The organism is Deinococcus aerius (genome assembly GCF_002897375.1).
GTDB classification, from domain to species: domain Bacteria; phylum Deinococcota; class Deinococci; order Deinococcales; family Deinococcaceae; genus Deinococcus; species Deinococcus aerius.
This window is the reverse complement of the sequence record NZ_BFAG01000007.1, coordinates 25,052-42,192: the sequence shown is the minus strand read 5'-3', so window position 1 is coordinate 42,192 and position 17,141 is coordinate 25,052. Positions and strand designations below refer to the sequence as shown.

Annotated in this window: 20 protein-coding genes; 14 read left to right on the top strand and 6 right to left on the bottom strand. The window is 71.5% G+C overall.

Features of this window, described 5'->3' with window-relative positions; translation table 11 throughout:
• Positions 1-38 precede the first annotated feature (38 nt).
• The gene (locus DAERI_RS10880; protein WP_103129458.1) at positions 39-335 is read right to left on the bottom strand and encodes a sensor histidine kinase; all 297 of its coding nucleotides are present in this window, start codon (positions 333-335) and stop codon (positions 39-41) included.
• Positions 336-1,065: 730 nt separating this feature from the next.
• Here DAERI_RS10880 and DAERI_RS22005 point away from each other — a divergent pair.
• Positions 1,066-1,365: a hypothetical protein gene (locus DAERI_RS22005; RefSeq protein ID WP_133162015.1), complete on the top strand. Its 300-nt coding sequence runs from the start codon at positions 1,066-1,068 to the stop codon at positions 1,363-1,365.
• 45 nt (positions 1,366-1,410) lie between these two features.
• On the opposite strand, the gene DAERI_RS10875 is transcribed toward DAERI_RS22005, so the two are convergent.
• Entirely contained in the window at positions 1,411-2,577 is a 1,167-nt protein-coding gene (locus tag DAERI_RS10875; protein WP_103129457.1) for a hypothetical protein, read from the bottom strand.
• A 251-nt stretch (positions 2,578-2,828) separates the two neighbouring features.
• On the opposite strand from DAERI_RS10875, the gene DAERI_RS10870 reads away from it, so the two are divergent.
• From DAERI_RS10870 to DAERI_RS10840, 8 genes are all read left to right on the top strand, one after another.
• On the top strand, positions 2,829-3,302 hold the full coding sequence (locus DAERI_RS10870; protein ID WP_165794163.1) for a YbjN domain-containing protein: 474 nt from the start codon (positions 2,829-2,831) through the stop codon (positions 3,300-3,302).
• 327 nt (positions 3,303-3,629) lie between these two features.
• Positions 3,630-3,881 carry a hypothetical protein gene (locus DAERI_RS10865; RefSeq protein WP_133162014.1) on the top strand — a complete coding sequence of 84 codons (252 nt, stop codon included), beginning with the start codon at positions 3,630-3,632 and terminating at the stop codon, positions 3,879-3,881.
• 61 nt (positions 3,882-3,942) lie between these two features.
• Positions 3,943-4,236 carry a hypothetical protein gene (locus DAERI_RS10860; protein ID WP_103129454.1) on the top strand — a complete coding sequence of 98 codons (294 nt, stop codon included), beginning with the start codon at positions 3,943-3,945 and terminating at the stop codon, positions 4,234-4,236.
• A gap of 6 nt (positions 4,237-4,242) precedes the next feature.
• Positions 4,243-4,611: a bacteriorhodopsin gene (locus tag DAERI_RS10855; RefSeq protein WP_103129453.1), complete on the top strand. Its 369-nt coding sequence runs from the start codon at positions 4,243-4,245 to the stop codon at positions 4,609-4,611.
• Positions 4,612-4,614: 3 nt separating this feature from the next.
• Positions 4,615-4,758: a hypothetical protein gene (locus DAERI_RS22410; protein ID WP_165794162.1), complete on the top strand. Its 144-nt coding sequence runs from the start codon at positions 4,615-4,617 to the stop codon at positions 4,756-4,758.
• An 8-nt stretch (positions 4,759-4,766) separates the two neighbouring features.
• Positions 4,767-5,153 (top strand): hypothetical protein, encoded by a 387-nt coding sequence (locus DAERI_RS10850; protein WP_133162013.1) that lies wholly within the window; start codon positions 4,767-4,769, stop codon positions 5,151-5,153.
• A gap of 58 nt (positions 5,154-5,211) precedes the next feature.
• Positions 5,212-6,528 carry a glycoside hydrolase family 1 protein gene (locus DAERI_RS10845; protein ID WP_103129451.1) on the top strand — a complete coding sequence of 439 codons (1,317 nt, stop codon included), beginning with the start codon at positions 5,212-5,214 and terminating at the stop codon, positions 6,526-6,528.
• Positions 6,529-6,530: 2 nt separating this feature from the next.
• A complete protein-coding gene (locus tag DAERI_RS10840) occupies positions 6,531-7,268 on the top strand; it encodes an SDR family NAD(P)-dependent oxidoreductase (RefSeq protein ID WP_103129450.1) in 738 nt (245 codons plus the stop codon).
• 240 nt (positions 7,269-7,508) lie between these two features.
• Here DAERI_RS10840 and DAERI_RS10835 read toward each other — a convergent pair whose 3' ends face one another.
• The 3 genes from DAERI_RS10835 to DAERI_RS22405 form a co-directional block, all read right to left on the bottom strand.
• Complete coding sequence (locus DAERI_RS10835) at positions 7,509-8,711, bottom strand: zinc-dependent alcohol dehydrogenase (protein WP_103129449.1); 1,203 nt, start codon at positions 8,709-8,711, stop codon at positions 7,509-7,511.
• A 24-nt stretch (positions 8,712-8,735) separates the two neighbouring features.
• Entirely contained in the window at positions 8,736-9,884 is a 1,149-nt protein-coding gene (locus DAERI_RS10830; RefSeq protein WP_103129448.1) for an L-dopachrome tautomerase-related protein, read from the bottom strand.
• 69 nt (positions 9,885-9,953) lie between these two features.
• The gene (locus DAERI_RS22405; RefSeq protein ID WP_165794161.1) at positions 9,954-10,118 is read right to left on the bottom strand and encodes a hypothetical protein; all 165 of its coding nucleotides are present in this window, start codon (positions 10,116-10,118) and stop codon (positions 9,954-9,956) included.
• A 317-nt stretch (positions 10,119-10,435) separates the two neighbouring features.
• Here DAERI_RS22405 and DAERI_RS10825 point away from each other — a divergent pair, with 317 nt between their 5' ends.
• The 5 genes from DAERI_RS10825 to DAERI_RS10805 all read left to right on the top strand — a co-directional run bounded on the left by DAERI_RS10825 (position 10,436) and on the right by DAERI_RS10805 (position 16,544).
• Positions 10,436-10,759 carry a hypothetical protein gene (locus DAERI_RS10825; RefSeq protein ID WP_133162012.1) on the top strand — a complete coding sequence of 108 codons (324 nt, stop codon included), beginning with the start codon at positions 10,436-10,438 and terminating at the stop codon, positions 10,757-10,759.
• Between the two features lie 142 nt (positions 10,760-10,901).
• On the top strand, positions 10,902-11,294 hold the full coding sequence (locus tag DAERI_RS10820; RefSeq protein ID WP_235610343.1) for a cupin domain-containing protein: 393 nt from the start codon (positions 10,902-10,904) through the stop codon (positions 11,292-11,294).
• A 69-nt stretch (positions 11,295-11,363) separates the two neighbouring features.
• The gene (locus tag DAERI_RS10815; protein WP_103129445.1) at positions 11,364-13,424 is read left to right on the top strand and encodes an ATP-binding protein; all 2,061 of its coding nucleotides are present in this window, start codon (positions 11,364-11,366) and stop codon (positions 13,422-13,424) included.
• Between the two features lie 153 nt (positions 13,425-13,577).
• On the top strand, positions 13,578-14,540 hold the full coding sequence (locus DAERI_RS10810; RefSeq protein ID WP_103129444.1) for an SDR family oxidoreductase: 963 nt from the start codon (positions 13,578-13,580) through the stop codon (positions 14,538-14,540).
• Positions 14,541-14,609: 69 nt separating this feature from the next.
• Complete coding sequence (locus DAERI_RS10805; protein ID WP_103129443.1) at positions 14,610-16,544, top strand: ATP-binding protein; 1,935 nt, start codon at positions 14,610-14,612, stop codon at positions 16,542-16,544.
• 183 nt (positions 16,545-16,727) lie between these two features.
• On the opposite strand, the gene DAERI_RS10800 is transcribed toward DAERI_RS10805, so the two are convergent.
• On the bottom strand, positions 16,728-16,922 hold the full coding sequence (locus DAERI_RS10800) for a hypothetical protein (RefSeq protein ID WP_103129442.1): 195 nt from the start codon (positions 16,920-16,922) through the stop codon (positions 16,728-16,730).
• Between the last annotated feature and the right edge of the window lie 219 nt (positions 16,923-17,141).

The following is a 17,141-nucleotide window of genomic DNA, read 5'->3' as shown; positions in this document are numbered from 1 at the left end:
CGGAGTCATTTCACTGCCGGAACCTTGGGCCAGGCGAACTACAAGGTCGCCCCCTGGTCTACCCTCCCCTCACCCCAGGCCCGGCCCCCGAAGCGCTCGCACAGCCGCCGGACCAGGGCGAGACCGATGCCCGTTCCCTCATACACCCCGGAAGGGTGCAGTCGCCCGAACAGCTCGAAGACCTTGTCCTTCTGGCGCTGGTTGAAGCCCACCCCGTTGTCTTCCACCCCGATGTGGTACTCGGCCCCGGCCTCCTGCACGAGGACCCGCAGCCGGGCCTGGGGCCGCGTGCGGGTGAACTTCAGGGCGTTGTGCACGTCCTCGTGCGGTGGCATTTACACCGTCAAAACCAGTCACGCCCACACCGGGGCACCACGTGACCTGTGCCGAGTCTGCGGCTGGCCGTTCACGCTCGACCCCACCTGGCGCCGGAGGCCCCCGGAAACGGAAGCGTTGGTGGACCGGTTGCTCGGCCAGCGCATCGCCCTCCTGGGGAGGCGCCGGGTGACCGGGGGGCGCCCGGTCGTGGTTGCGCCGTCCCCTGCTGAAGTTGAACAAGGTTGTGCCACACAGCCTTCAACTCCCCGAGCCCCCACCAACAAAAGGGGCGCATTCCACCGCCGCTGGTGCTGGAGTGCGCCGAGTTCTGCCCCTTTGTGGGTCGGCACGACCGCCCTCTCTGGCTGGCAATGGACCGGACCTCCCGATGCACCGCCGGGTGTTTCGTGGGCCAGCCAGACGCGCTGGGCGCGTTCGGACCCTGGGAGAGCCTGCTCACCCCCTCCCTGGATACCGGCTGTATGACAGACGGCCTGTCCCTTTCCCGGGGCGGGAGCTTTGGTGCCCTTCACCGCCTCGGCGGGATCCAGCATATGGGGCGGTTCCATGCCCCATCACCTGGTGCCCAAAAGGCTCTCCTGCCGCCGCACACAAGCCAACCTGGACACCCGCCCCGGGCTCTTCATCCACCGCTACGACGCCTCTTGACCTTGAACCCCCGACCCGGCCCCGGCGTGATGGTGTGCTGGCACGGTACTCGGCGCGTTCGTTGGGGTGGGGCGGTGGGTGCAGCCGCCCGGCGCGCACCACCACGTTCTCCTCCAGGTGGTAGCCCGCGTCGAGGAACTCCTGGATAGGAACTTGCCCCGTGCGGGAACGTCCCAGCCGAAGAGGCGGTGGCGCACGGCGGGGGGCATCCCCACATGGCGCGCGAACAGCGCCTCCCAGCGTGCGTGGTCGCCTGTGCGGGGAGGGCCGCGGAACACCTATACGGGCCGCTTCCAGGGCCTCGCCGCGAACGGGCAGCCGCTGGGCGGCGGGCAGGTGCGGCTCACCCGCGAGCCCCTGCCCGTGCGGCAGCGGTAGGGGGCACATCACTCCCCCGGGGCGCCGACTTTCGGCATACCCTCGTCAGGGCGTGAAGCGGCGCAGCTCCACCCCGTACCTCCCCCCCCGGTCCTCCCGCCACGCGAGGACCACGTTCCCGGAGGAGTCCACCGCGACCGAGGGCGACCGCGCGTCCCTCGCCGGGTCCCGGTTCACCGTCCCGAACGTCTGCCAGGCCGCGCCCGTCCAGCGCGCGAGGTGGACCTGCCCCACCCCCCCGCGCTCCTCCACCCAGGCGAGGACCGGGCGGCCAGCGGGACCCAGGGCGAGCGAGGGCGCCGAGGCGAAGCCGCTGCTCAGCGCCCCCCCGAGCGCGGCCCAACGTCCCCCCGTCCAGCGGGAGACGAACAGGGTGTCGCGCCCGTCCACGTCCTCCAGCCACGCCACCGTCGGGGTCCCCCGCGTGTCCAGGGCGAGGCGCGGGGAGGCGACATACGTTGGGCCCCGGCGGGCCAGCGGTTCGCCCACCCGCTGCCAGCCCGCCCCGGCCTGGCGCGCCACGACGACCTGGCTCGCGTCCACGTCCCCCTCCAGCCACGCGGCGGTGACCTCACCCCGGGCACCCAGCGCGAGGGCGGGCTGGCGCCCGTACGTTCCCGGGGTGTTCAGCGGGGCGCTCCTCTCCCAACCGCCGTCCCGCCAGCGCCGCAGGGTCAGGACCGTTCCGGGGCCCTGGCGCGGGTTCTCGCCCCAGACCAGCACGGGGTCACCCTGCCACGCCGCCACGGCCCGCGTCTTGGCCGCCTGGGGGGAGCTGATGCCCAGGTAGCGCGCCCGCCAGTCGGTCCAGGCGCCACCCTGCCAGGCGCGGAACACCACCACGTCGTTGTCGCCGGAGTTCTCGTTCCAGGCCAGGACGGGGGTGCCCCCGGCGTCGAGCGCCAGGTTGAGGTTGGCCGCCGGGCGCGGCTGGTCGTAGTTGAGGACGCCGCCGAGCGCCCTCCAGGTGTCCGCCGTCCACTCCCAGGCCGTGACGGTGCGCGCGGTGAAGGTGCCCCGGCCGCTCGTGGCCTGGCCGGAGTCCGCGATCACGGCGAGGACCAGATGTCCGCCCCGGTCGGCGGCGAGGCGCAGGTCCCGGACGGGCCGGGCGGGGTCGAGCGCGGGAGGAGTGAGCGTCCGGGCGGGGTCAGTTCCCCCGGCCAGGGCGAGGCCGAGCAGGAAGAGGGGAGGCAGCAGGGCTCTGGGCATGGGACCTTTCTCGCCGCGCCGGGAACGCGGCTGGGGGAGTGGCGCGGGGTGGCCATATTGTGCGGCCCGCGCCAGCCCCGGACAACGCACGGAGCGCATGAAAGGGCGGCCCCCGATCGAAGGGGCCGATGGGCCAGGGGGTGAGTGCGGAGCGGGTCAACCCCGGGCCGTCCGGGGTGATCCCTACCCCCCGTTGGGGGACTTCGGGCCGCGTCATCCCCCAGTCATCCTCTGTCCGGCACACTGCGGGCATGAAGAGAAGCCTCCTTCCGCTGTCCCTCGCCGCCTTCTCGCTCAGCGCCCTGGCCCCGGCCCACGCCGCGACCGCCGAGGTCATCGACGCCAAACCCGCCTCGCTGGTCAAGGTGCTGGGCGACGAGGGCTACAAGCCCGAACTCCGGCCCGGCGACGACAAGACCCAGCCGTCCATCGTCCTCAAGGCGAACGGCGACAGCGTGTACCTCTACTTCAGCGGGTGCAAGAACGGGCTGTGTACCCGCGTCACCGCCAGCAACGGCTTCGAGTTCCCCAAGGACAAGAGCGGGCTCGCGGGGAAGCTGGCGAGCTGGAACTCGCAGTGGTACAGCCAGGCGTATGAGGACAAGGACGGCGTATACCTCGACGCCTCGTACATGCTCACGGGGAGCTACACGAAGGCGAACTTCGTGGCGTGGCTGGGCGCTTACCTGGACGAGCTGGACAAGTTCGCTGACGAGCTGTACTGAGCGGCGCGTCCGCGAGGGGCCGGGGGGACGAATCCTCCCGGCCCTTCTCTTTGGGGCGGACCGGCGCCGAGGGGGCCCAGCGGCGCAGGCGAGCCCCACTCCCCGGGAGAACCTCAGGCGAGAGGCCCTCCTCGACGGCCAGCGCGCCCATGCCCCCAGGACGGCTAAACGTTTTCTGGCGGCCCCGTAAAGACCGGCCAAGCGACTTCCTCCCCCGATATGTCGTATGACGACATGACGTGGACCCGGTGGCCACCTGACTACCCCGGAAAGGAGCCCTTGTCAGGAGAGACAGCCCAGAACCTTCATGCCCGAAGGGAGTCCGACATGAGGCCGTATTTTATTCACACGCCGAGCGGGCAGATGCTTGCCTTTCACCACATCGTGAGTCTGGACGTGGAGATGTCGGGGGTCCTCGACCAGCTCCGGCACGAGGTGCAGGCCACCACCGTCACGGGCGACAAGCACGTGGTCCGCAGCTACAGCGGGCCTGACTCGCGGGACCATGCCGACCGCCTGATCGCCGAACTGCTGCGCCAGGGCGAGGTTCAGGCCTTCAACCCCGGGCTGCTCCGCTAACGCCCAGTTGCTCACTGCCCCCGGGGCATGGAGGAAAGCTACGGACCTCTCTGGACGTTTCGTGCCGACGGGTGGGGAAGTCGGCCTGCTCGCGCAGGTGACCTACTACGTGATGGTCGTCACGATGTTCGCCTTTTTCGCGGGCCTCGTGCACTTCCTGACCACCCAGAACCGGGTCGTCCAGGAGCACCGCGCGGCGATGGTGCTGCACGCCATCATCTGCCTGATCGCGGGGCTGTCGTACTTCGTCATCCAGGACAACTACCGCTATTACCTGGAGACCATCGCGCGGGTGGGCAACCCCGCCGAGCGGCTGAACATCACCCGCGAGGCCTACGTCGCCACCGGGCAGTAGCGCTACATGGACTGGACGGTCACCACCCCGCTGCTGCTGCTCGCCAGGCTGCTCGGGCTGCGGCTGAGAACGCGCCACATCCTGCGGCCCGTCACCCTGCTGATCCTGGCCGACCTGTTCATGATCTTTACGGGCTATATCGGCAACAACCAGATCAGTGACGGGGGCGTCATCCTGGCGGGGCCGCGCCTGCTGTGGGGCACCATCTCGACGGTGGGGTACCTGACCGTCGTGTCCATCATGTGGACCCAGTTTCGGACGTACCAGCGCGCCGCCACCCGCGAGGAGGACCACTCGTTCAGGACGCGACTGCTGGCGCTCGTCACGACCTGGGGCGTCTATCCGCTGGGCTACCTGGTGCCCGTGCTGTTCTAGAACGTGAACCTCAATTGGGTCCACATCGCCTTCTCGCTCGCCGACATCGTCAACAAGATCGGGATCGCCACCGTGGCCTTCTGGGCGGCAGCGACCGTGTACGAGCGGCGCCACGCCCCGCGCGAGGAACACCTCGGGGCAGCCTGAGCCCGGCGATGAAGTTCCCCACGGCCGACCCCCCATCCTGGAGAAGCGCCGCCCGGCGTGATCCCCCGAGAATGCGCGGTGTGGACGCCGCCCCCGCCCGCCTGCCCGCCGCCCGCCCGTCCTGGCCTGTTCCCCGGCCCCTCGTCGCGCTGCCGTGGGGGGCGGTGGCCGGGCTGCTCCTCGCATGGAACCTCGCCCCGGGGTGGCTCTCGCAGTACGCCTTCGTGCCGCTGCTGCTGAGCGTGGTCCTGTTCGGCCTGCCGCACGGGGCGCTCGACCACCTTGTACCCGGGCGGCTGGGGTGGGGGCGGCGGCCCCTCCCGGTGCTGCTGAGTTACCTGATCGGGCTGCTGGGCCTCGTCGCCCTCGCCCGGAGGACGGGGGGGCAGGGTTAGGCATGCCCTCCTCCCACAGCCGCGCCTACACTCCGGTATCCCCTGCGGAGGTCCCGACTTGATCTATTTCATGTTCGCCACCGGCATCGAGAACTCGTACCCCACCATCCAGGGTGGCCGGGTCCGCATGGACGAGATGGAGAAGTGCCGCCACTACGACCTGTGGCGCAAGGACTTCGACCTCGTGCGGGAACTCGGGATCGAGTACCTGCGCTACGGCCCGCCGCTGCACAACACCTGGCTCGGCCCCGACCGCTACGACTGGGGCTTCGCGGACGAGACGTACGCCGAGCTGCGGCGCCGGGACATCACCCCCATCACCGACCTGTGCCACTTCGGGGTGCCGGACTGGATCGGGAACTTCCAGAACCCCGACTTCCCGGGGCAGTTCGCGCGCTACGCGCGGGCCTTCGCCCTGCGGTATCCCTGGGTGCAGCTCTACACGCCGATCAACGAGATGTACATCACTGCGCTCTTCTCGGCGAAGTACGGCTGGTGGAACGAGCAGATGACGACGGACACGGCCTTCGTCACCGCCCTCAAGCACATCGTGAAGGCGAACGTCCTCGCCATGCGCGCCATTCTGGCGGTGCGCGCCGACGCCATCTTCATCCAGAGCGAGTCCAGCGAGTACTTCCACGCCGAGAACCCCGCCGCCATCCGCCCGGCGGAGATCCTGAACGCGGTGCGCTTCCTGAGCCTGGACCTGAACTACGGGCACCAGGTGTCCTCCGAGATGTACGAGTACCTGCTCGACCACGGCATGACCCGCGCGGAATACCACTTCTTCCTGAACGAGACCCGCAAGCACCACTGCATCATGGGGAACGACTACTACGTGACGAACGAACACCTCGTCCACCCCGACGGCAGGACGGAGGCGAGCGGCGAGATCTTCGGGTACTCGGTGATCACCACCCAGTATTACAACCGCTACGGCCTGCCCATCATGCACACCGAGACGAACTTCAACCAGGGGCCGGGCGGCGACGAGGCGGTGAGGTGGCTGCGCAAGGAGTGGGCGAACGTGCTGCGGGTGCGCAACGACGGCCTGCCCATCGTGGGCTTCACCTGGTACTCGCTCACCGATCAGGTGGACTGGGACTCCGCCCTGCGCGAGAACAACGGCCACGTCAACCCGCTCGGTCTGTACGACCTGGACCGCAACATCCGCCCGGTGGGGGCAGCGTACAAGGAACTCATCGCCCAGTGGCGCGACGTGCTGCCCACCCAGAGCGTCGTCCTGTCGCTGCCGATCTTTCCACCCAGCCAGCAGCAGGAACCCGTGCTGCGCCGGGTGGAGAACAATGCCCGTGAGCGCGAGAACCGCTACCGGGCAGCCCCCTCCGACCCCGCCTCCTCGAAAGGGACCTGAAGATGCGCTTCCAGAACAAGACCGTGATCGTGACCGGCGCGGCGAGCGGCATCGGCCTCGCCACCGCCACCCGTTTCGCCCAGGAGGGCGCCCGGGTCGTGATCGCCGACCTGCACGGCAACGAGGCGCAGAAGGCCGCTGAGGAGATGAAGGCCGCCGGGGCCCCGGACGCGCTGGGCCTGCCCTGCGACGTGTCCAAACCTGACCAGGTGCAGGGCTGCGTGGCTCAGACGCTCGCCCGCTTCGGCACCCTCGACGTGATCGTGAACAACGCGGGCCTGATGACCTTCAAGCCGCTGCCCGAGCTGACGCTGGACGACTGGAACCGGGTGCTGGGGGTGGACCTCCTGGGCGCCTTTCTCTTCATCCAGCAGGGCTTTCTGCACATGAAACCGGGCAGCTCGGTCGTCAACGTCTCCAGCATCCACGCCCGCGAGACCGAGCCTCTGGTCGCGCCCTACGCGGCGGCGAAGGCGGCCCTGCTCTCGCTGACCCGCAGCGCCGCCATCGAGGGCAGGCCGCGCGGTCTGCGCGTCAACGCGGTGCTGCCGGGCGCGGTGGACACCCCCATGCTGTGGGACAACCCCAACGTGAAAAGCGGCGTGGAGAAGATCAACCCCGCCGACGTGGGGAAAGCCCAGGACCTCGCGGCGGCCATCGCCTTTCTCGCCTCGGAGGACGCGGCCTTCATCCAGGGCACCGGGCTGGTGGTGGACGGCGGGCGGCTGGACCACCTGTAAGCGGGAAAGGCGCGATGGGAACGCGGTTTTTCTCCCTCTCCCCTTGCGGGGGAGGCTCGGGGAGAGGGGGCCTGGACATTCGGGCCAGCCTCTGATGCCGTGCCCGCTCAGCCCCCTCTCCTGCGGAGCTGTCCCAGTCCCAGCCTCCGCCCTCAAGGGGGGAGAGCTTTTTCTGCAAATAACGTCCGGGCGCCGAAAAATTCCTCTGGCGCCCGGGACGATGTTCGAACAGGCCGTGATCTACATGCCCGGCACGAGTTCGACCTTCAGCCAGCCGGGCTGCCGCTCGTCGAAGGCGTGGTAAGCCTCAACCGCCGTGTGCATCTCCTCGACCTGGGAGAGCAGTTTCTCGGGGTCGAGCGCGCCGCTCTGGATCAGGTCGAGCAGGTCCGGGATGTACTTGCGGTGGTTGCAGTTGCCCATCCGGATCGTCAGGTTCTTGTTCATCGCCATGCCGATGGGAAAGCTCTGCATGGTCTGCGGGTACACGCCGATGATGCTCAGCGTCCCCGCCTTGGCGAGCCCCTGCACCGCCCACTCCAGCGCCTGGCTGGGCGCGTTGCCCGCGTTCCAGGCGGTGCCCTGCGGGGCCACCTGCTGGACTTCCTGCTCGAACTGCCCCTCCTCCTGCCGGGCCTGCGCCGCCGCCGGGCCGTGGTCGGCGTGCTTGGCGTCCACCCCCACCACGTCGATGGCGCAGTCCACCCCAATCCCGCCCGTCAGCCGCCGCAGGGCCTCCACCGGGTCCTCCTCGTCGAAGTTGATCGTCTCGGCGCCCTGGTACCGCGCGGTGTCGAGCCGGGAGGGGATGCGGTCGATGGCGAAAACCCTTCCCGCCCCCATCAGCTTGGCCGAGGTGATCGTGAACTGCCCCACCGGCCCGCAGCCGAACACGGCGACGGTGTGGCCGGGCTTGATGTCGGCGAGGTCGGCCCCGAAGTAGCCGGTGGGGAAGATGTCGGAGACCAGGATCGCCTGCTGGTCCGTCACGGAGTCCGGAACCTTCACGAGGTTGGTTGCGGCAAAGGGGATGCGCGCCTTTTCGGCCTGCAGACCCTGGAAGGGGCCACTCATCTTGGGGCCGCCGTAAAAGGCCGTGCCCGCCAGGGGGCCGTGGGGGTTGGCAGTGTCGCACTGGGCGTAATAGCCCGCGCGGCAGTACGAGCAGTACCCGCAGGCGATGGTGGAGGGGATGACCACCCGGTCACCGGGGCGGAAGTTGCGGACATCGGGGCCGACCTCCTCGACGATCCCCACCCCTTCGTGCCCCAGGATGGTGCCGGGGACCATCTCACCGCCCGTTCCCCGTACGAAGTGCAGGTCGGTGCCGCAGATCGCGCTGGCCGTCAGGCGCACGGTGGCGTCCGTCGGCTGCTCGATGCGGGGTTCGGGAACGTCGTCGAGCCGAATGTCGCCTATACCGTGCCAGACCACTGCTTTCATACGCTCCTCCTGTCTCGCGGGGGCCTAACGCAGAATCACGGGCTGCGCGTCCACCTTCACCCGGAACAGGGCGTAGGGCCTGACCCGCTGGTCGATGCCGTAGTGGTAGCGCCCCTGGCGGTTGAGCTGGTTGCTCAGGATGTACAGGTAGCCGCCCCGGATGGCGAGGGTGTCGGGCCAGATGAGGCGGGGGTCACGCACCACCGTCTCTAAGTCGTTGTTGGGCAGCCTGCGGATGATCGCGTTTTGCTCGTGGTTGGTCGTGTAGAGGCGCCCGGCGGTGTCCTCCGCCATGCCGTCCGACACGCCCTTTTCCCCCAGGTCGCGCACCTGCCGCTTCACCTCGGCGCCACTCAGGTTCTCGTCCCGCAGCGCGGCGGTGGGCACCGCGTACAGGCGGCGCGAGGCGGTCGGCGCGTAATACAGGTCGTCGCCCTTCGGGCTGATGGCGATGGAGTCGGCCCCGAAGGAGAGATACTGGGCAGGTCCCCCCTGCGGCCGTTCCAGCAGCGCCCTCCCGTCGGCAAAGGAGACGAACCCCGGCACGGGCTTCACCGTCGCGTCCCCGGTCAGCTTGCGCCAGCTCCGCCCCGAGGCGAGGTCCACCACGATGATCCCGGCCCCCGACTTCGCCCCCGAGTCGGTGATGTACGCGACGCCGTCCTGCCCGAACCGCAGGTCGATCCGCAGGTCGTTGAGGTAGGTGTTCTTCAACACCACGTTCGCGGGGAAGCGGATGGTCTTGACCACCCGGTTCGTGCGGGTGTCGATGCCCACGAGCTTCGGCGCCCGCTGATCCACGATGGGGCCGAGGTTGATGGTCCCGGTGTCCAGCACCCACAACCGGTCCTTGCCGTCCACCAGCAGGCCCTGCACCCCCACGAAGGAGTCGTAGTTGTTCGGGATCTTGAGGGTGTTGATGTCGGTGTTGGGATAGGGCACCTCGCGCCCGCTTTTGATCTCCGCGACCGAGAAGGGCACGATGTCCTCCCAGCGCGGGTAGGACACGAAGATGCGCCCCTGGCTGTTCACCGTGACGCCCACCGGCATCTGGTTGTAAAAGGCATGGACGAGTTCCAGGCGCGGGCCTTGCTGAACCGGGGATTGCGGCAGGCCCTGGCCGAGCGCCGTCGTCAGGGCGAGGAGGGCGGGAAGCGCGGAGCGCTTGAGCATAGGGGTCCTTTCCGGCACAGCGAACGGTGACCCCGGAAAGACCCTTCCCGGGGCGGTCTTCGGCCGGATTCAGCTATGGCCGGGGTCGGAATCGTCCGAGGGGCGGCCATTCTGGCCGTCGTCCTGGGCCTCGTCCTGCTCCGCGCGGGCCGTTGCGGCGGAATCGCCCTGGGCCTCGTCCTGCCCGGGCGCACTCTCGGAAAGCTGAACGTCGTCGTCCTGACGGTCTGTCATGGTGGGCCTCCCGGCGGCGAATTCGTGTGAAGGCCGTCCGCACGGCCTCAACCCCAAGACCATCCCCCATCCGCACGCCCAGGCGTTGAAAGAAGCATGAAGCGGGCTTGGCCGTTGCAGAGGGGATCAGGGGCGACACTCCTGCCGCGCCGCCGACCGGTCCGGCGCAGCGTCCCGAACATCCAACTTCGCGCCGTCTGCATATAACCCGGCAACCCACGGGTTGGTGCCGGGCGCCCTCCCTGGCCCCGGCGGAACTCCCCTCAGGAGGACGCAGGCACCTGACCCCGGGGACGGCTCCGGCCGGGGGGTGCGAGGTGGGGGAGTCCCGGGAGACGGCGGGCAGGCGGCGAATCCGGGCGGCGGGTTGGCTGGCGGGGGGTCTGAGCGGTGTGCTGCTCGCCGGTGCCCTCGCCAGCGACGGGGCCTATGCGCGCCAGGCGTGGGTGCCGCTGCTCCTGGCGGTCGGGGTGGGCTATCTGCACACGTTCCTCTCCCTCCTCTTTCTGGAGAGGCGAGTGGGGACCGTGCGGGCCTGGCGCCTGGGGGCCGTGCGGCGGACCTTCCTGCTGCTGTGGGAGGCCCCCGCCGGGATGCTCGCCACGCTGGCCCTGTTCTGGTGGATGGCCCAGCGTTTCTGAGGCCGCCGAACGCCTGAAACCCGCGGCGGGGCCGGGCCATGCTGGCCTGTTTTCCCTCTCCCCTCCCCGCCGGGGCAAGTATGCCGGCTCCGGCCAGGCGTCACCTCGACCCCGGTAGCCCACCCGGCCCGCGATGAGCTTCATGACCGTTTTCTCTTTTTCGGGTGGGCGGGTGGTCGTGGATACTGGAGCGGCTATGGCCGATACCACCGCACAGAAAGTGGACTCCCGCTACTCTCCCAAGGGCAAGCTCGGCCAGAAGTATCTGGTCAGCGGCAAGTCGATGGCGATGCGGTTGTGGGAGCAGGAGCAGCCGGGCGAGGGGGACGAGCCCCACGCCCGCCCCTACGAGACCATCGGCTACGTGATCGCGGGCCGGGCCGAACTGCACGTCGAGGGGTCGATGCTGCTGCTCGAACCGGGCAACTCGTGGGTGATCCCCGAGGGCGCGCAGCACCACTACAAAATCCTGGAGCCCTTCACCGCCGTCGAGGTCACCCACCCGCCCGCCCAGGTTCACGGCCGGGACGAGTAACGGCGCTGGCCCGGGGGGCCGAATCCGCCACGCCCCAGGGGGAGGCGATTTGCTACCCTGGGGCTCTCCATGTCCACGCCACCCCCATGGGAGCTTCTCGTCCTGGGAACGCCCCGACTTGTCGCGCCCGATGGCCGGGAGTGGCGCCCCGAGCGCAAGACGCTGGCCCTGCTCACGTACCTGGCCCTGGAGGGACCGGCGCCCCGGTCGCGCCTGGCCGCGCTCCTCTGGCCCGGGACGCCGGGGGCGGGCGCGCGCAACAACCTCGTCCACCTGCTGCGCCGCCTCACCCGGCTGTGCGGGGAGGAACTCGTGCGCGGGCGGGACGTGCTCGCCCTCATCCCCGGAGTCACGGTGGACGTGCGGGACCTGCTGGAAGAGGGCGGGGAGGCGGCGCCCGCCGGGGAACTCCTGGGCAGCCTGGACTTCGACGACCTGCCCGACCTCGCCGACTGGGTCGCCGCCTGGCGGGAGGAGCTGGACGCCCGGCGCCGGGCCGCCCTGGCCCGCGCGGCGACGAGGAGCGAGGAGCGCGGGGAGTGGGCGGAGGCGCTGCGGGCCGCCGGGCGCCTGCTGGACCTCGACCCCCTCTCGGAGGAGGCGTGGCGGCGGGTGATGCGGCTGCACTACCTCTCGGGGGACCGCCCGGCGGCGCTGCGGGCGTACCAGCGGTGCCAGGAGGGGCTGGAGCGCGAGCTGGGCCTGACCCCCGAGGCGGAGACCCAGGCCCTGGCCCGGCTGATCGACCGGGGAGAGCCCCTGCACGGCGCGGCCCAGGCGCCGCTGCGGACCCTGCCGCTCGCGGTGCTGCGCCCGCCCGTCCTGGTGGGGCGCGAGCGGGCCTGGGCACAGATGGAGGCGGCCTGGGCGGCGGGCAAGACGATCTACGTCACGGGGGACGCCGGGGTGGGCAAGACGCGCTTCGCCCAGGACTTCGTGGGCAGCAAGGGCCGCGCGCTGTACCTGCCCGGCCACGCGGGCGCCGAACACGTGCCCTTCGCGGCGGCGGCCCACAACATCCGCGCCCGGCTGAACGCGGCCCCGCACGTCGAGCTGCCCGGGTGGGTCCGGCGCGAGCTGTCACGCCTGCTGCCGGAGTTCCGGGGCGGGGAGGAGCCCGCCCCGATCGACTCGGAGGCCACCCGGCTGAACTACTTCCTGGCGCACCTGGAGGTCGTGCGCCTCACCGCGCCGGGCTTCGCGGCGGTCATCACCGACGACGTGCAGTACTACGACCCGGCGACCGTCGAGCTGGGAGCCTTCTTCCTCACGCAGAGTTTTCCCATGGGGACGCCGGGGGAGGTGCCCCGGCACGTGATCATCTACCGGCGGGGGACGTTGCCCCCGGGCACCCAGCGGCACATTGACGGCCTCGTGACCGCCGGGCTCGCGGCGCGGATCGACGTTGAGCCCCTGGACGGCCCGGCGGTGGCGGCGCTGCTCGACGAGCTGAACGTGGCGCCCGGTGCGGCCTCGCCCAGCCTGCCGGGTGAGCTGCACGACCTGACGGGGGGCAACCCGCAGTTCCTGCTGGAGGCGCTGCGGCACATGTTCCAGACCGGCGAGTTCGCGGTGGACGACGCGCTGCGCTCGCGGGCGGGCGGGGCGGCCCCCCTCGTCGCCGAGCGGCTCGCCCGTCTGTCCCCGGTGGCGCTCCAGGCGGCCCGGGGCGCGGCGGTGCTGCGCGACGGCTTCACGCTGGAACTGCTCGCCGAGGTGCTGGGCACGGGCCTGTTCGAGCTGGCGAGCGCCTGGGAGGAGCTGGAGGGCGCCCAGATCGTGAGCGGCGAGCGCTTCAGCCACGACCTCGTGCGCGAGGCGGTCACCGCGGGCATGTCGCCCACCGTGCGGACGCTGCTGCACCGGGCCAGCGCGCGGGTGCTGGCCCGCCACGCCGCCCATCCCGGGCGGGTCGCCCGGCACTGGATCGAGGCGGGCGACCCCCGCCAGGCGGCCCCCTGGCTGATGGCGGCGGGCCAGGCCGCCGAGCAGACCCTCCGCCCCGGCGAGGCCGCCGACTTCTACGCCTCCGCCGCCAGGGCCTACGCGGAGTCGGGAGACCGCGAGGGCGAGCAGGCGGCCCGCCTCGCGCGGGAGGCCGTGCCGGGACGGGTGGGGAGCGGGGCCTAGCAGGCGCGGCCCGGCCGCCCAGCCCGCACCGGGCGACCGGGCCGATCACGGTGCAATCAGGGGGCTCTCCCTACGGTGGGGGCACCCCGGGGGGCAGGGGCCGCGGAACTCGCGGCGAACGGCAGCCTTCCCCGGGCAAGCCAGGAGGGCTCTATGACGGCACAACCATTCGCCAGGTCGGAACTTCCCATCCTCGTCGCGGGCGCCACCGGGGCCATCGGCCGGGAGGTCGTGCGGGCCCTGCTGGAACGGGGGGCACCCGTCCGGGTCTTCGTCCGCTCGCCCGGAAAGGTGGCCGCCCTCCCGGAGAGCGTGGAGCGGGTGAGCGGCACCCTGGAGGACCCCCAGGCCGTCGCGCGGGCGCTGCGCGGGGTCCGGGCCGCCTTCTTCGTCTCGCCGCACGACGAGGCCGAGGAGAGGATGGCGGGGAACTTCGTGCGCGCGTGCGAGCGGGAGGGCGTGCGGCTGGTGTTCGCGGGCGTTCACGCGGACGGCGCCAGCCGCGTGTCCCGCCTGCTCCAGCGGACGCTGTACCGCCTGCTCTTCCCCCACTACAGCCCCAAGATGCGGATCGCCGAGCGCGTCCGCACCTCACGCACGAATCCGGTGCTGCTGATTCCCGGCAACTACTACCAGAACGACGAGCTTTGCCTGGAGCAGATCCGGTCGGGCCACTACCCGCTCCCGCTGCGGCTGATCTCGCGGGTGGACACGCGGGACGTGGGCGACGCGGCGGCGCGGGCGCTCCTGGACCCGGGCGTGCCCTCCGGGGCGTACGCGCTCGTGGGCCCGGAGTCCCTCGGCGGCGAGGCGACGGCGGCGAACTGGGCGGCGGCGTTGGGCCGGCCCGTCCGCTACGCGCCGGACCTCGACCTCACGGACCGCCTGCTGGAGGAGGCCTACGGTGGCCGCAAGGCGCTCGACTTCCAGAAGACCTACCGGCTGCTGGCACGGTTCGCCATGCGGACGAACGAGGCCCAGGTGCGGCAGACGGCGTGGCTGCTGGGCCGGGCCCCCCGCACCCACGCCGAGTACACCCGCGACGTGGCCGCCGGGTGGAAGGACGTGACCGTGCCCGTTCTCCGGCGGCCCGAGGTGGGGCATCTGGCCCTGTGAGGCGGGAAGGCCGCCCGCTTTGTTCCTCATTCCTTCTTTCGCGGGGGGCGTTCCCTGCTACGTTGAGGTATGTCACACGTTCCCCTCACATGGCGGCTCACGCTGCTGGGCGAACCCGGGCTGCGTGCCCCGGACGGGAGGGCCCGGCGCTGCGAGGGCAAGATGCTGGCGGTCCTCGCCTACCTCGGGCTGGAGGGCCAGGTGCCCAGGACCCACCTCGCGGGGTTGCTGTGGCCCGAGACGGTGGAGGCGAGCGCGCGCAACAACCTCGTCCACCTGCTGCGCCGGATGCGGGGGCAGCTCGGGGCCGACCTCGTGGTCGCGGGCGACATGCTCGCCCTGGCACCGGGGGTCACCGTGGACGTGCGGGACGCGCCGGGCTCCGGGGAGCTGCTGGAGGGCGTCGCCTGGCCGGAGTTGCCCGAGCTGACCGACTGGCTGCTGGCCCAGCGCGAGCGGCTGAACGGCGAGCGCGCGGGCGCCTGGCGCGCCGAGGCCGCCCGGCTGGAGGAGCAGGGCCGCTGGGCCCAGGCCCTGGACGTGGTACGCCGCCTGCGCGAACTCGACCCCACCTCCGAGGACGCGCTGCGGCGCGAGATGCGGCTGCACTACCTGCTGGGCGACGTGGAGCGGGCGCGCGCCGTGTACGAGCGGGGGGCCGAGGACCTGCGCCGGGCGTTCGGGACCCCGCCGCTGCCCGAGACGCAGGCCCTGGCGCGGGACATCGGGCGCGGGGCGGCGCTGCCCGCCCGGCCCGCGGCACAGGCCACGCCCACGCCGCGGGTGGGGCGCCTCCCGCTCGTGGGACGCGAGGAGGCCTGGGCGCGGATGGAGGCGGCGTGGGCGGCGGGCAAGGGGATCGTCCTCACCGGCGAGCCGGGGGTGGGCAAGACGCGGCTGGCCCTCGACTTCCTGGAGGCGCACGGGGGCGGGATGCGCTTCCGCGGCTGCCTGGGCGACGGGGGGCTGCCCTACGCCACCCACGCCCGCACCTACCGCCAGGTTCTCGCAGCCTACCCGGACCTGGAGCTGCCCGGCTGGGTGCGGGAGGAACTCGCCCGCATCCTCCCGCAGCTCGGGCCTGCCCCCGCCCCCATCACGGATGAGGCGCAGAAGACGCGCTTCTGGCAGGCGAAGACCGAGGCCCTGCGGGCCGCCATCGATCAGGGGCTGCGCCGCATGGTCTTCGACGACACGCAGTTCATGGACGGGGCGAGCATCGAGGCGGGCGCGTTCGTGTTCGCGCACCTGGGCTGGGGTGACCCGGGCGCGCCCTACCGCACCATCCACTGCTTCCGCAAGGGGGAACTGACCCCCCACCAGCAGGGCGTGCTGGGAGCGATGGTCGGGGCGGGGCTCGTCGCCCTCGTGGAGCTGGAGCCGCTGGACGGGCAGGCGGTCGAGGAACTCGTCGCGGGGCTCAACCTGCCCCCCGGCGCCCACCTGGCCTCCGACCTGGCCCGCTTCACCGGGGGGAATCCCCTGCTGCTGCTGGAGACGGCGCGCAGCCTGCACGAGACGGGCGCCCGGGGGGGCCTCGCGCCTGCCGCTGCCCGAATCCGCAGGCGGCGTGATCGCCTCGCGCCTGTCCCGGCTCTCGCCGACCGCGCTGCACGCCGCCCGGGCCGCCGCAGTTCTGGACAGCGACTTCGACCTCGACCTCGTGGCGCAGGTTCTCGGGGCGCCGCTGCTGGAGACCGCCGCCGCCTGGGAGGAACTGGAGGCGGCGCAGATCGTGCGCGGCTCGGCGTTCGAACACGACCTGATCGCCGAGGCGGTGCGGGCCGGGCTGCCGGGGGCGGTGCGCCGACTGCTGCACCGCTCGGCCGCGCGGACCCTCGCCGCGCACCGCGCCCCGCCCGCCCGCGTCGCCCGGCACTGGCGCGAGGGCGGCGACCCGCGCGAGGCCGCGCCGTGGTTTGTCCGCGCCGCCGGGGAGGCGCGCGCCGCCTTCCGGTTCGGGGAGGCCGCCGCGTACGACCTCGAAGCCGCCGAGGCCTTTGAGGAGGCCGGGCAGCCGGAGGAGGCCCGTCCCCTGCGCGAGCGGGCGCAGGCGGCGACCACGCCCCTGGCGGGCTGAGCCCTCGCTTCTTCCCCTATTCAATCCTGACGCTGGCGTGTGCTGCGCCCAAAGGGGAGGGGCACCTTCCGCGTGTCGCGGCAGTGCCCCCGGCAGGACGCCCGCCCTCAGCGCCGCACGAGTTCGCCGTACAGGTGTTCGATGCAGTCGTCGATGCTGGCGAAGTGCCGCCGCTCGCCGTGGGTGCCCTCGCGCAGGCTGGCCCGCCAGTGCTGGGTTGGGGCCTGCCCCTCGTACCACACGCGCAGCACATACACGCGCCCGTCAACCCCGATGAGCTGTGCGCCCGTTTCCTCTTCCATGTCCTTCTCCTTTCACGGCTCATCACGGCCGCGACTGGACCTGCCCTCTGATGGTGGGGGACCGGGCATGGCTGGGGGATGGTGGGAGAGTTCTCTCATCACGCCTGATTCGGCAAGCGGTCCTTCCCGCAGCGGTTCAACTCGGCCCGGGTCGAACCGTTGCCGGTACGGGGGATGCGTATGACCCTCGCTCCCGGTCACCGCCTTCCCGGGAAGCGG

Bases quoted from the DNA above. Each gene is read 5' to 3' on its own strand.
- DAERI_RS10880 (WP_103129458.1), bottom strand. From the start codon at position 335: ATGCCACCGCACGAGGACGTGCACAACGCCCTGAAGTTCACCCGCACG.
- DAERI_RS10875 (WP_103129457.1), bottom strand. From the start codon at position 2,577: ATGCCCAGAGCCCTGCTGCCTCCCCTCTTCCTGCTCGGCCTCGCCCTG.
- DAERI_RS10870 (WP_165794163.1), top strand. From the start codon at position 2,829: ATGAAGAGAAGCCTCCTTCCGCTGTCCCTCGCCGCCTTCTCGCTCAGC.
- DAERI_RS10865 (WP_133162014.1), top strand. From the start codon at position 3,630: ATGAGGCCGTATTTTATTCACACGCCGAGCGGGCAGATGCTTGCCTTT.
- DAERI_RS10855 (WP_103129453.1), top strand. From the start codon at position 4,243: ATGGACTGGACGGTCACCACCCCGCTGCTGCTGCTCGCCAGGCTGCTC.
- DAERI_RS10850 (WP_133162013.1), top strand. From the start codon at position 4,767: ATGAAGTTCCCCACGGCCGACCCCCCATCCTGGAGAAGCGCCGCCCGG.
- DAERI_RS10840 (WP_103129450.1), top strand. From the start codon at position 6,531: ATGCGCTTCCAGAACAAGACCGTGATCGTGACCGGCGCGGCGAGCGGC.
- DAERI_RS10835 (WP_103129449.1), bottom strand. From the start codon at position 8,711: ATGAAAGCAGTGGTCTGGCACGGTATAGGCGACATTCGGCTCGACGAC.
- DAERI_RS10830 (WP_103129448.1), bottom strand. From the start codon at position 9,884: ATGCTCAAGCGCTCCGCGCTTCCCGCCCTCCTCGCCCTGACGACGGCG.
- DAERI_RS22405 (WP_165794161.1), bottom strand. From the start codon at position 10,118: ATGACAGACCGTCAGGACGACGACGTTCAGCTTTCCGAGAGTGCGCCC.
- DAERI_RS10820 (WP_235610343.1), top strand. From the start codon at position 10,902: ATGACCGTTTTCTCTTTTTCGGGTGGGCGGGTGGTCGTGGATACTGGA.
- DAERI_RS10815 (WP_103129445.1), top strand. From the start codon at position 11,364: ATGTCCACGCCACCCCCATGGGAGCTTCTCGTCCTGGGAACGCCCCGA.
- DAERI_RS10810 (WP_103129444.1), top strand. From the start codon at position 13,578: ATGACGGCACAACCATTCGCCAGGTCGGAACTTCCCATCCTCGTCGCG.
- DAERI_RS10805 (WP_103129443.1), top strand. From the start codon at position 14,610: ATGTCACACGTTCCCCTCACATGGCGGCTCACGCTGCTGGGCGAACCC.
- DAERI_RS10800 (WP_103129442.1), bottom strand. From the start codon at position 16,922: ATGGAAGAGGAAACGGGCGCACAGCTCATCGGGGTTGACGGGCGCGTG.